The sequence below is a fragment of the Nocardiopsis sp. Huas11 genome, assembly GCF_003634495.1.
Classification (GTDB): domain Bacteria; phylum Actinomycetota; class Actinomycetes; order Streptosporangiales; family Streptosporangiaceae; genus Nocardiopsis.
The window spans coordinates 893,809-906,785 of the sequence record NZ_RBKY01000001.1; the positions used below are offsets into that span (position 1 = coordinate 893,809).

The following is a 12,977-nucleotide window of genomic DNA, read 5'->3' on the forward strand; positions in this document are numbered from 1 at the left end:
CGAACGGGGCCCGCGGCGGGACGCCGAAGCAGTGCCGGAAGGTCGTGGACGGGGCTTTACAACTCCGCTGCGTTCACTTAACTTGACCCGTGAGTAGGTTACTGACGAGTTAAGCAACGGATCTCCCGGCGGCGGGGCGCGACGCCTTCGGGACCCCCTCCCCCGTCCCCCACCCCCAGAGGTCCCCCATGCCCTGCGCGCCCCTTCCCCCGCCCGTGCCCGATCCCGGACCGCCCGCCGCCCGTGCCCTCGCACGCCTGGTCTCCGGCGCCCTGGCCGTCCTCCTGGCCGTCGTGCTCCTGCCCGCCGCGACCGCCGCCGCGGCGGTCGGCGCGACCGTCACCCACGAGACGATCACCGGCCACGGCGGCATCGACCTCCAGGCCAAGGTCTTCACCCCCACGGGAGTGGAGGGCCCGCACCCGCTGCTGGTCATGCCCTCGGCCTGGGGCACCCCCAACCTCATCTACGTCGGCGCGGCCCACCGGCTGGCCCACGAGTCCGGCTACCAGGTGATCGCCTACACCTCCCGGGGCTTCTACGACTCCGGCGGCGGGATCGAGGTGGCCGGCCCCGAGGACCGCGCCGACGCCAGTGCCGTCATCGACTGGGCTCTGGAGAACACCGACGCCGACCCCGACCGGATCGGGATGGCCGGCATCTCCTACGGCGGCGGCATCAGCCTGCTGACCGCGGCCGAGGACGACCGCGTGCGCGCGGTGGCCGCGCTCAGCGGGTGGACCGACCTGGCCGCCTCCCTCTACCCCGAGGCCACCGTCAACGAGCAGGCCGCCGAACTGCTGCTGCTGGCCGGCAACCTCACCGGGCGCCCCGGAGAGAGCCTGCGCGAGATGGAGCGCGAGTACCGCGCCGGGAACATCCAGCCGGCGCTGGACCTGGCCCCCGACCGCTCCGCGGCCACCAAGGTCGACGCCCTCAACGCCAACGGCACCGCCGTCATGCTCGCCAACGCCTGGAACGACGGCATCTTCCCGCCCGGCCAGATCACCGACTTCTACGAAGCCCTGGAGGGCCCCAAACGGCTGATGCTGGCCCCCGGCGACCACGCCACCCAGGAGGCGTTCGGCGCGCTCGGCCTGCCCAACGAGGTCTGGGCGTCCCTGGGCGACTGGTTCGACCACCACCTCAAGGGCGAGGCCGACACCGTGGCCGCCGAGGACCCGGTCCACGTCAGGGCCAACAACGGGCGCGGCGGATGGAGCACCCATCCCGACTGGCCGTCGGTGACCGGCGCGACCGAGACCTACTACCTGGACCGGCCGAGCACGGACTGGTTCCGCTGGCAGAGCAGCGGGGCCATGGAGCCCGAGCCCGCGACCGGCTGGGACTACCGCATGCGCGCGGGCATCGGCACGACCGCGCAGAGCGGCACGGTGCTGCTCTCCGGTGCCCTCCAGCAGTTCTTCGACGTGCCGACCGGGGTGTACCTGCCCCTGGTCGACCGCTACCGGGCCGCCGTGTGGACCAGCCCGCGCTACCCGGACGGCGCGCGCGTGGCGGGCACGCCCGAGGCGGTGTTCACGCTGACGCCGACCACGCCGGACCAGTCGGTGTTCGTGTACCTGTACGCCGTCGACGGCTCCGGCACCGGTTCGCTGGTGTCGCACACGCCCCACACTCTGCGCGACGCCGTGCCCGGTGAACCCGTGACGGTGCGCGCCGACCTCCAGCCGGTCGTGTGGGACGTGCCGGCCGGGCACCGCCTGGCGGTGGTGGTCGACACCGTGGACCACCGCTACGACAGTGAGAGCGTGATCGGCGACCGCGTCACGGTGACCTCCCCGGAACAAGCGCCCTCGCAGGTCACCATCCCGTTCGGCTGACCCGGTCGGCCGCTGCCGCCCCGACCCGCCGCCGGACGGCGGCCGGGCGACGCGACTCCCGCCGCGCCGTCCGGCCGCACCGGGGCCCGGTCCGCGCGCGTGGGCCCCGCCGCACCGCGCACGGGTTCCCACGAACCGCGGACACAAACTCAAAGTAGTCTTCGAGTTACTCAAAGTATGCAAGTATCGGGCGCATGAAATCGCCCACCACTCCCAAGATCCTGGCCTGTCTCGCCGCCGCGGCGGTCCTCCTCGGCGGGACGGCCGCCGCCGACAGACTCCCCTCCCCCGCCTCCGCCCTCACCCGGACGGTGTCCGCCTCCTCGGAGGTCCCCGACCGGGAGGCGCTCGCGCGAGCGGACGGGGTCGCGCACCAGGCGGCCGCCGTCACCGACGCCCAGAGCCGCGCCGTGCTCGACTACTGGACGGTCGAGCGCATGGCCGCGGCACAGCCGATCAGCATGGCCGCCGTCGACCTCGTGGAGGACGCCCTGCGGCTCTCGGAGCGCTCGCAGCGGGCCGAGCCGCAGGCGGCGCCGCACGGCAACAGCACCGGAGAGCCCTGGACCGGCGGCGGTCTGGTGACCCGCACGACCGGCAAGGTCTTCCTCACCATGGACGGGCGCGACTTCACGTGCTCGGCGTCGGTCGTGGACTCGGCCAACCGGAGCACGCTGGTCACGGCCGGGCACTGCGCCAAGGACGGCCGCGGCTCCTGGGCGAAGAACTGGACGTTCGTGCCCGGGTACGCCGACGGCGCGTCCCCGCACGGCCGCTACACCGCGCGCGACCTGCTGGTCGCGCCGCAGTGGCAGCGCGACGCCGACGACAGCTACGACTTCGCCATGGCGGTGCTCAACACCCGCGACGGCCGGACCGTCCAGGAGTCCGTGGGCGCCCAGCGGATCGCCTTCGACACCTGGACCGAGGACCGTGTGCGCGACGGCGTGCAGGTGTACACGTTCGGGTACCCGGCCGCCTCCCCGTTCGACGGCCGTGACCTGCACTACTGCTCGGGCCGCACCACGGCCGACACCGGCGGCACGACCGCCAACGGCGTCGGCTGCACCATGACCCAGGGGTCCAGCGGCGGCCCGTGGTTCGCCGGCTTCGACACGGGGACGGGCCGCGGCACGATCTCCTCGGTCGTGAGCTTCAAGTACGCGTCCGACACCAGCACGCAGTACGGGCCGCGGCTCGGTGCCGCGGCCCGCCAGGTGTTCGAGCACGCCGAGAACCTGTAGGCGCCCGTGCGGGCGCCCGAGGTCCGCGTGCGGGCCCCGGACGCCCGCGCGCTACAGGTCGATGCCGGTGAGCACCATGACCCGCTCGTAGGTGAGGTCGGTCATCGCCGCGCGCACGCCCTCCTTGCCCACGCCCGACTTGCCGACGCCTCCGTAGGGCATCTGGTCGGCGCGGAAGGTCGGCACGTCGCCGATGATCACGCCGCCGACCTCCAGCTCGCGGTGGGCGCGGAACGCGGTGGGCAGGTCCCGGGTGAACACACCGGCCTGGAGGCCGAAGTCGCTGTCGTTGACGGTGGCGAAGGCCTCGTCGGTGTCGGCCACCCGCTGCACGACCAGCACCGGACCGAACACCTCCTCGCGCACGACCTTGGCGTCGGCGGGCACGTCGGTCAGGACGGTGGGCGCCACGGTGACGCCGTCCCGGGTGCCGCCCGTGCGCAGCTTGGCGCCCGCGTCGACGGCCTCGTCGATCCACGCGGCCACGCGGACCGCGGCGTCCTCGTTCACCAGCGGGCCCACGTCCGTGGCCGGGTCGGCGGGGTCGCCCACGCCCAGCGCCTCGACCGCGTCCACCAGGCGCGCGACGAACTCGTCGTGGACGGCCTCGGTGACCACGACCCGCTGGACGCCGATGCACACCTGACCGGCCTGGTTGTTGCCGAACAGCGCCACGCGCCCGGCCGCCCAGTCCAGGGCGGCGTCGTCGAGCACGACGGCGGCGGCGTTGCCCCCCAGCTCCAGGGTGACGTGCTTGTGCGGGGCGAGCTTGTGCAGCTCCCACCCGAACTGGCCGCCGGTGAAGGAGATGACCGGGAGCCGCTCGTCGGTCAGCAGCGTGGCGGCGCGGTCGTTGGGCATCGGCAGGACCGAGACCATGCCGCCGGGCAGCGCCGTCTCGGCGATGATCTCGCCGAGGAGCAGGGCCGTCATGGGCGTGGCCGGCGCGGGCTTGAGGATGATGGGCGCGCCGACCGCGATGGCCGGGGCGATCTTGTGCGCCACCAGGTTGAGCGGGAAGTTGAACGGCGAGATGCCCAGGACCGGGCCCTGGGGCACGCGGCGCACCAGCGCCATCCGCCCGGTGCCGCCGGGGTCGGTGTCCAGGCGCTGGAGCTCGCCGCTGTCACGGCGGGACTCCTCGGCCGCCCAGCGGAACACCGAGACCGCGCGGCCCGCCTCGACCCGCGCCCACTTGATCGGCTTGCCGCTCTCGGCGGTGATGGTCTGGGCGATCTCCTCGGCACGCTCGGCCAGGCGCCGGGAGACGTGGTCGAGGGCGTCGGCCCGCACGTGCGCGGGCAGCGCCGCGGCCTCGGCGGAGACCGCGTGCGCGGCGGCGACGGCCTCCTCGATCTGGGCGACGGAGGGTACGGCGACCGTACCCGCGGTCCGACCCGTGTAGGGGTTGACGACGGTCATCTCGGTGTCGCCGGTCGCGGCGGTGCCGGCCAGCCAGAACGGGCGCGTAGACATGGCAGTGACGCTAGTCCCCGCCCGTGGCGCCCGCCTTGTCCACGATTGCCAACCCCGCCGCCCGAGTTGGCCACACTGGCGCAGGAACACGGCGCGGTGCCCGGCCCCGGCCGCTCCCGGTCGCCTGCGCGGCGGCCGACGTGCCGCGGCGGCGGGCACGCCCCGCGACCCGGGCAGGTTGTTCCGGTCAACCGACTAGCGCAGGCGCTGTCCTTCATCCAGAGTGGTGGATGAGGGTTCGGCCAGCACAAACGAGCCCGGACCGGTCCGCAGCCAACACCCTGGAGTGCTCATTGCCGCTCGTGTACCGCACGCTCGCCTCGGTCCCGGAGGACGACGGAGACCTCGTCGCCGCGGCGTCTGCGGTGTTCTCCCGCTGGTTGAGCAAGCGTGGCAACTCGGGCGCCCGCGTGGACTTCACCTGTTCGGGCCACTACGAGCTGAGCAACCGATCCCGTGCCCTCGTCGTCCGGCACGACAACCCCGAGGAGGGCCTGACCTTCCTCCGGCTCACCACCGAGTCGGACAAGCCGGACGGGGTGTGGCGGACCATCGCCACCGTGGTCGTGGACCCCGAGCTCTCCCCCGGCCAGCACCTGTGGATCGACATGACGGTCGACGCCGCCCCGCGTGAGGAGTCCCCCGCGGACCAGCCGCGCCTGGACGTGATGCCGCCCGAGGCCGCGCGGATGCTGCTGCAGGAGGTCGCCGCCCGTGATGGCGCCCAGCCCCTGCCGGCGACCCCACGGATCGTGCGCGGCCGGGACGACGCGCTGGTGGACACGCTGGTCTCGGCGATCCGGGCCACCGACCGCCGGCTGGCCGTGGTGGCCACGGGCACGCCCCGCGACGTCACCGTCGCCGGCTGGCGCGAGGCCATGGCGGGGGCGCTGGCCCGGTCCACCGGCATGTGCGCCGGATACGTCCTGGACGCCGCCGCCATCGAGCGCGTGGGCGCGCTGCTGCCCCGGGGCCTGGACATCCCGCCCGGCGGAGTGCGCACCTTCTTACCGGCCGTCGACGTGGCGGACGAGGGCGACCACCCGCGCCATCCGCGGATGAGCCCCGCGACGCTCGACACGGCACGGGAGGGCGACCGCATCCGCAACTGGGTGGGCGCGGCGCTCTCCCGACGAGTGCGCGAGACCGCGTTGGAGACGGGCCTGCCCGCACCCTTGGCCGCGGTGGACGCCCTGCTGGACGAGGAGGCGACGGACCTGCGGCTGCGGGCGCTCAGACGGGGCGAGCGCGGGCCGACCGGCCCGGGCGGCCGGGGCAGCGGCCCGGGCGGCCAGATCCGGGTCCCCGCCGCGCGGCATCCCTCCGGGGACACGGGCGCGGACGACTTCGCCGCGGTCCAGGAGCGCGACGCGCAGGAACAGCTGACCCAGCGGCTGCGCGAGGAGGTCAAACGCCAGAGCGCGCGGATCGCGGAGCTGTCCGAGGAGCGCCAGGCGCTGCTGGCCGAGACCGCCGACCTCTCCGAGGAGGTCGAGGCGGCCCGCGAGCAGCTGCGCGCGGCGCGCTTCGAGGCGCGCTGGCTGCGCGAACGCGTGCGCGAGGAGGGCCTGTTCCGGCTGGCCGCCACCCACGCGCCCCCCGACCCGCAGCAGCGCCCGCCGGTGACCGTGCGCGAGTTGCTGGACCGCATCACCGACGGCAGCGCCCTGCCGCACCTGTTCTTCACCATCGAGGACCACGACACGGTGCACGAGCTGGAGGACAGCCGCAAGGAGACCCTGTGGGTCACGCGCGCCTGGGAGGCGCTGCTGGCCCTGAACGACTACGCGCGCTACCAGTTCGACAACCCGGGCAGCGGACTGGGTTTCCACTCCTACCTGCGCGAGACCCCGGACGGCTACCAGGTCATCCCGGTCAAGCGGCTGGCGTCCCAGGAGTCGGACTACGTGCGCAACCGGGGCAAGCTCAACGAGAAGCGGCTGTTCCGCGTGCCCCCCGAGGTGGAGCCGAGCGGCCGGGTCCCCATGTACGCGCACATCAAGCTGGACATCGAGTACGGGATCTGCCCGCGGCTGTACTTCTATCCGGACCTGGGGCCGGGCACGACCAACCGGGTCTACATCGGCTACCTGGGGCGCCACCTGCCCGTCCAACAGTCCAACTGACGGGAGCCCGGACGGTTTCGCCCGTGCCCAGGACCGCACCGGTGGTCCGAGCGGTTGCGGACCGCGAAGCCGGCGGCGATCATCGGTCGAGTGACTTCTCCACCCCCGGGTCGGGCGCGTGCCGAGCGGCTCGACGCCGCCCGGGCGATCGAGGCCCTGCGCACCCGGACCGGTGCCCGCCTGACTCCGGACGGCCCCTGCCCGTCCCCCGATGGAGTTCCACCCGTGTGAGGACGGCCCCGGCTACTGCCCGCACGACCCCTTGCGCCTGCACGACCGCCGCAGTGCCGCGCTCGAAAGCCGGATCACCGCTGAGCACTGGCTGGACCTCGCCGAACGACGCGTGAGCCGACCCCCCGAACCCCCGACTGCGATGCGGACCATGCCACATATGAGAAAACGCCTGCTGGGAGCGCTCCCGCGCCGGCTCGGAGCACTCCGGGCCCGACGGGAAGCGGTCTTCTTCGGCACCCTGTGGAGGTCCCACCGAGGGCTGACCGCCCTGTGGTGGGCCCTGATCCTGGTCCAGGGCCTCCTGCCCGCCTGTTTCGTCGTGGCGGTCGGATCGCTCGTCGGCGCCGTCGCCGACGACGCCCCGCTCCGGACACCGCTGCTCCTGATCGGCGTCGCCTTCGTCCTCATGCAGGTCCTGACGCCCCTGCACTCCCAGGTCGGCTCCCTCCTGGGCGAGCACGTCTCCGACCGCCTGCACGACCGCCTGCTCGTCGCCGCGGGCGCCCCCGAGGGCGTCGCGCACCTGGAAAGCCGCGAGCTCATGGACGAGCTCACCGCCGCCCGCGACTTCGACCTCGGGATGACCGGCCCGCCCCTGCACCTGTCCATGGGCCTCATCGCGGGCGGTCTGGTGGAGGCGGTCGCGGGCCTGGCCCAGGCGGCCGTTCTGGCCGCCTACGCCTGGTGGGCCCCGCTCCTGGTCGGCGGCGCCTGGCTCTCCACCCACCGGCTGCTGCGCGAGAGCAGCCGGTGGGACCGCACGACCGGCGAGGTCCTGGACGCCCAGCGCCGCGCCGAGTACTCCTACCGGCTGGCGGTGGACCCGCCCGCCGCCAAGGAGATCCGGCTCTTCGGGCTCGCGAGCCGGCTGACCGACCACTTCGCCGCGGACCGGCGCACCCTGATCGAGCTGCGCTGGCACGCCACCCGGCTACGGCAGCGGCCGATGCGCTGGGCGGTGGCGGTCCTGTTGGTCTCGGGAGGGCTGTTCTTCTGGGCCCTGGGCCGGGACGCCGCCTCGGGCGCCGTCGGCCCGGGCCAGGTGAGCACCTTCGCCTACGCGGCCGTCGGCGCGAGCGCCCTGGCCTTCGGAGGGCTGAACTGGGCCCTGTCCCTGGCCTCCGACGGCGTGGCGTCGGTGCTGCGTGTGGAGGAGTCGATGTCCGCCGCGGCGGCGGCCCGCGCCGTGGTCTCCGGCCGGACCGCGGCGGAGGGCATGCCGGCGGCGCAGATCAGGTTCCGCGACGTGACCTTCGCCTACCCGGGCATGTCCGCGCCGGTCCTGGACCGTCTCGACCTCACCATTCCCGCCGGGGGCTCACTGGCCGTGGTCGGTGTCAACGGCGCGGGCAAGTCGACCCTGGTCAAGCTCCTGTGCCGCCTCTACGACCCGGTCTCGGGGACGATCGAGGTCGACGGCACCGACCTGAAGGACCTGGACGTGGAGTCCTGGCGCCGCCGCGTCAGCGCGATCTTCCAGGACTTCGTCCGCTACGAGCTGCCGCTCAAGGACAACGTCGCCCCCCTGGGCGCCACCGACGAAAGGGTCCGCCGGGCCCTGGCGATCGCGGGCGCCGCGGACCTGCACGACCTGGAGACCGTGCTCTCCCCCGGGTACGCCGACGGCACCGACCTGTCCGGCGGACAGTGGCAGCGCGTCGCCCTCGCCCGAGTCCTGTACGCGGTGGACCAAGGCGCCGGTGTGGTCGTGCTGGACGAGCCCACCGCCCAGCTGGACGTGCGCGGCGAGGCCGAGGTCTTCGACCGCGTGCTGGCGGCCACGAAGGGCTGCACGACCGTCCTGATCTCCCACCGCTTCTCCACGGTCCGCCGCGCCGACCGGATCTGTGTCATGGACCGGGGCGGGGTCGTGGAGCTCGGGAGCCACGACGAGCTCATGGCCCTCGGGGGCGCCTACGCGCGGTTGTTCGACCTCCAGGCCGCGCGCTTCTCCGAAGAGTCCGGCCACGACCAGGACGGAGCCGGCCGTGCCGACTGACGACCACCCCCTGCCCTCGTCCTGGCGAGCCCTGGGCCGCACCCTCCGTCTGGGCTGGAGCGCCTCACCGGGACTCATCGCCGTCGCGTTCGCCACCACGGTCGGCGCCGCCCTCCCCGACGTCCTCATCGCCGCCGTCCTGGCGGGGCTCACCGAGGCGGTGGTCTCCGGTGGCCGGACCGCCATGATCACGGCCGCCGTGCTCCTGGGGGCTCTGGCCGCTCTGAGCTGGCTGCTGCGCGTGGTGAGCGAGCGGGCCGACCGCCGCTTCGCCGACCGCGCCGCGGTGTTCATGGAAGCGCACGTGGTCCGCCTCCAGAGCGGCATCCCCACCCTGGAACACCACGAACGGCCCGCCTACGTCGACCGCGCCCAGCTGCTCCGCGACCACGCGGACACCCTGAGCGAGGTCTACCAGTACCTGTTCCAGGCGATCGGCGCCCTCCTGCGGCTGGGGCTGACCACGGCGCTGCTGATGACCGTCCACCCCCTGCTCGGCCTGCTGGTCCTGTTCGCCGTGCCCACCGCCCTGGTCTCCCACTGGCGGGGAGGGGCGGAGCACGCGCTGCAGGAGGGGCTCGGGCACCACGAGCGCCTGGCGCGGCACTTCTTCCTCCTGGGCACGAACGCCTCACCCGGGCGCGAGCTGCGCGTCACCCGCACCAGGGAGCGCGTCCGTCACGGGCGCCACCAGGCCTGGGCCGCACGCCACCGGGCCCTGTCCCGGGCCCGCTGGGCCACCACGGTGTGGCAGGCGGCCGCGCTCGCGGTCTTCGGCTGCGCGTTCACGGGCTCGGTCGTCTGGGTGGCGTCGGGCACCGGTTCGGCGGCCCAGGTCGTCCTGCTGCTCACCGCGGGCGGGCGCCTGGCCCAGTACATCGGCCAGACGCTGCGCCAGGTGCACTTCCTGCGCACCATCTGGCTGGAAGGGGGCCGCCGCCTGCTGTGGCTGGAGGAGCTGTCCGCCCGGTCCGTCTCGCGGAGCCCGGTCCCGCCGCCGGAGCGGATGCGCTCCGGCATCACCCTGGACCGGGTCTCGTTCGGCTACCCCGGGACCGACCGGCCGGTCCTGGACGACGTCACGCTCCACCTGCCGGCGGGAGCGGTCGTCGCCGTGGTCGGCGAGAACGGGGCGGGCAAGTCCACGCTGGTCAAGCTCCTGGCGAAGATGTACGAGCCCGACTCCGGGCGGATCCTCGTCGACGGCGCCGACCTGGCCGACATGCCGGCCGACGCGTGGCGGGAGCGGCTCTCGGGCGCCTTCCAGGACTTCGCGCGCTTCGAGTATCCGCTGCGGCTGTCCATCGGGCTGGGCGACCTTCCCAGAGCCGAGGACGCCGAGGCCGTCGACCGGGCCGTCGAGCGCGCGGACGCCCGCACTCTGGTCGACCGGCTCGACCGGGGCCTGGACACCCGGCTCGGCAACACCTGGGCCGGCGGGGTGGAGCTGTCCGAGGGACAGTGGCAGAAGGTCGCGCTCGCCCGGGGCTACATGCGCGACGCTCCCCTGCTCCTGCTGCTGGACGAGCCCGCCTCGGCGCTGGACGCCGAGACCGAGCACCTGTTGTTCGAGCGCTACGCCGAACGCGCCAGGGCTCTCAGCGACCGGGACCGCATCACGCTGCTGGTCTCGCACCGCTTCTCCACCGTGCAGATGGCCGACCTCATCGTCGTCATGGACGGGGCCCGTGTGTGCGAACGGGGCACCCACGAGGAGCTCCTCGCGCTCGGCGGCCGCTACGCCGAGCTGTACGGGATCCAGGCCCGCGCCTACCGCGTCGAGAGGTGACCCGCGCCCGCTCCGTGCTACTCGTCGGGCTGCCCGGGAGACGCCGCGGGAAGGGCGTGGTCGATGAGGACGGCGGCGATGGCGGCGGCGGTGGGGAAGGAATCGCCGTCGAGGACTCGGGTGCGGGCCGCGGCGCCGTCGAGGAGCAGCGCCAGTTGCTCGCCGAGCCGTTCGGGGTCGGTGGCGCCGGCCTCACGGGCGGTGTCGGTGAACCGCCCGGCGATGGCGGTCTTGTAGTCGCGCGCGTACCGGGACGCGGGGTGTTGCGGGTCGTGGAGTTCGACGGCCGCCGCGATGTAGGGGCACAGGGGCGTGGACTCGGGTATCTCGAAGGCGGCGAGGAGTCGTTCACGCGGGGTGAGGTCGGTGCGGTCGAACACCCCGGCCATGACGTCGGGATCGAATCGGCGCAGGTATTCCGCGACGAGTTCGTCCTTGCCGGCGAAGTGCTGGTAGGCCGTGCGCTTGGACACCTGGGCCACGGCGCTGAGTTGGTCCATGCCGGTGCGGTTGATGCCCTGGTCGCGGAACAGCTGCTGTGACGCGCTGAGGATGCGCTCACGTGCGCCCCTGCCGCGGCGCCGGCCCTGGGGCCCCTTCTCCAACTCCGTCATTCCTCCAGCGTAGACCGCTTGGTACGGATCGGTCTACATAGCTTGCGCTCCGATCGACCGTCGCGTACGTTAAGTACACAGTTCGGTGTACTTAATAGCCGCGCTGATTCGCGTACCCATCAACGCAACGGAGTGATCGTGGGAAAGCTCGATGGGAAAGTAGCGGTCATCACCGGAGGATCCACCGGCATGGCGCTGGCCGGCGCCCGACTGTTCGTCGAGGAGGGCGCGCACGTCTTCATCCAGGCCCGGGGGCAGGAAGCACTGGACGACGCCGTCAGACTGATCGGCCGCAACGTCACCGCCGTCCAGGGCGACGCGGCCGAACTGGACGACCTGGACCGCTTGTACGACACCGTCAAGCGCGAGAAGGGCTCGATCGACGTGCTGTGGGCCAGTGCCGGGACGGGCGAACCCGCCGTCCTCGGCGAGATCACCGAGGAGCAGTTCCACCGCGCCTTCTCGCTCAACGCGCGCGGCACCCTGTTCACCGTGCAGAAGGCACTGCCGCTGATCAACGACGGCGGCTCGATCCTCATGACCGGATCCAACGCCTCACTCGGCGCCTTTCCCGGCTGGAGCCTCTACGCGGGAAGCAAAGCCGTCCACCAGGCCTGGGCCCGCGTCTGGCTCAACGAACTGCGCGACCGCGGGATCCGGGTCAACGTCCTGACCCCCGGCCAGGTCGGCACCGCCAAACAGGAGGAACTGTTCGACGAGGCGACCCGGGCCGCCTTCGAGTCCCTCATCCCCCGCGGAAGGATGGGCCGCCCCGAAGAGATCGCCACCATCGCTCTGTTCCTCGCCTCCGACGCCTCCAGCTACGTCAACGGCATGGAACTGGTCGCCGACGGCGGCACCACCGCCATCTGACCCGCACACCGCCGCCGCGGGCACGCCCCGCGGTGGACCGAAACCTCCAGAACACGAAGAGAGCAGACCTCATGAGCGGCATCACCCTCATCGGTACGGGGAACATGGCTAGGACCATCGGCACGCTCGCGGTGGCGGGCGGCAACACCGTCGAGGTCATGGGACGCGATCAGTCCAAGGCCGACGACCTGGCCACGGCTCTGGGCGGCGGTGCGACGGCGGGCGAGTGGGGCGCCGTCCCGGCCGGGGACATCGTCATCACGGCCCTGTTGTACGACGGTGTCGTTCCGGTCGTCACCGAGTACGGAGACGCCCTCGCGGGCAAGGTCGTCGTCGACATCAGCAATCCCTTCAACGCCACGTTCGACGGACTGGCCCACGGCGAGGAGACCTCGATCGCGCGGGAGATCGCCAGGGCGGCCCCGGCCGGCACCCGCGTGGTCAAGGCGTTCAACACCGTCTTCCGCCATGTCCTGGAACAGGGCCGTCCCGACGTCTTCATCGCCGGCGACGACGCGCGGGCCAAGGCGGACGTGGCGGCGTTCGTCGAGAGCCTCGGGCTGCGCCCGCTGGACGTCGGCGGCCTGAGGATGGCGCACTGGCTGGAAGGGATGGGCGTGGTCACGGTGGGCCTCGCCGGCAACGGGATCGGCCACGGGGACTTCGCTCTCGGCGCCAACGCACTCACCGGCTGAGCCCCGGGGCGAACAGGCGGCGGACAGGGCTCCGCGCCCCGGAACACACCCGTCGTGTGGTGCAGACCGGGTGCCCGTTCCCC

Annotated in this window: 9 protein-coding genes; 7 read left to right on the forward strand and 2 right to left on the reverse strand. The window is 73.1% G+C overall.

Annotation, left to right across the window (positions count from 1 at the left end; all coding sequences use genetic code 11):
- The first annotated feature begins 188 nt into the window (after positions 1 to 188).
- Both DFP74_RS03950 and DFP74_RS03955 read left to right on the forward strand, forming a co-directional pair.
- Positions 189 to 1,844: a CocE/NonD family hydrolase gene (locus tag DFP74_RS03950; RefSeq protein WP_121180450.1), complete on the forward strand. Its 1,656-nt coding sequence runs from the start codon at positions 189 to 191 to the stop codon at positions 1,842 to 1,844.
- Between the two features lie 194 nt (positions 1,845 to 2,038).
- On the forward strand, positions 2,039 to 3,088 hold the full coding sequence (locus tag DFP74_RS03955; protein ID WP_121180451.1) for a serine protease: 1,050 nt from the start codon (positions 2,039 to 2,041) through the stop codon (positions 3,086 to 3,088).
- Positions 3,089 to 3,139: 51 nt separating this feature from the next.
- On the opposite strand, the gene DFP74_RS03960 is transcribed toward DFP74_RS03955, so the two are convergent.
- Positions 3,140 to 4,564, reverse strand: coding sequence for an aldehyde dehydrogenase family protein (locus DFP74_RS03960; RefSeq protein ID WP_121180452.1), 1,425 nt, complete (start codon positions 4,562 to 4,564; stop codon positions 3,140 to 3,142).
- A gap of 293 nt (positions 4,565 to 4,857) precedes the next feature.
- Between DFP74_RS03960 and DFP74_RS03965 the strand changes: the two genes are divergently transcribed.
- The 3 genes from DFP74_RS03965 (at position 4,858) to DFP74_RS03980 (ending at position 10,712) form a co-directional block, all read left to right on the forward strand.
- Positions 4,858 to 6,690 carry a hypothetical protein gene (locus DFP74_RS03965; RefSeq protein ID WP_121180453.1) on the forward strand — a complete coding sequence of 611 codons (1,833 nt, stop codon included), beginning with the start codon at positions 4,858 to 4,860 and terminating at the stop codon, positions 6,688 to 6,690.
- Between the two features lie 391 nt (positions 6,691 to 7,081).
- Entirely contained in the window at positions 7,082 to 8,923 is a 1,842-nt protein-coding gene (locus tag DFP74_RS03975) for an ABC transporter ATP-binding protein (RefSeq protein ID WP_121180454.1), read from the forward strand.
- Complete coding sequence (locus DFP74_RS03980; RefSeq protein WP_121180455.1) at positions 8,913 to 10,712, forward strand: ABC transporter ATP-binding protein; 1,800 nt, start codon at positions 8,913 to 8,915, stop codon at positions 10,710 to 10,712. Before DFP74_RS03975 ends, DFP74_RS03980 begins: the two co-directional genes overlap by 11 nt.
- Before the next feature lie 17 nt (positions 10,713 to 10,729).
- Here the strand turns inward: DFP74_RS03980 and DFP74_RS03985 are convergent, their stop codons facing one another.
- On the reverse strand, positions 10,730 to 11,326 hold the full coding sequence (locus DFP74_RS03985; RefSeq protein ID WP_121180456.1) for a TetR/AcrR family transcriptional regulator: 597 nt from the start codon (positions 11,324 to 11,326) through the stop codon (positions 10,730 to 10,732).
- A gap of 138 nt (positions 11,327 to 11,464) precedes the next feature.
- Between DFP74_RS03985 and DFP74_RS03990 the strand changes: the two genes are divergently transcribed.
- Together DFP74_RS03990 and DFP74_RS03995 are read left to right on the forward strand one after the other, a co-directional pair.
- Positions 11,465 to 12,199, forward strand: coding sequence for an SDR family NAD(P)-dependent oxidoreductase (locus tag DFP74_RS03990; protein WP_121180457.1), 735 nt, complete (start codon positions 11,465 to 11,467; stop codon positions 12,197 to 12,199).
- Positions 12,200 to 12,270: 71 nt separating this feature from the next.
- Positions 12,271 to 12,894, forward strand: coding sequence for an NADPH-dependent F420 reductase (locus DFP74_RS03995; protein WP_121180458.1), 624 nt, complete (start codon positions 12,271 to 12,273; stop codon positions 12,892 to 12,894).
- Positions 12,895 to 12,977 lie beyond the last annotated feature (83 nt).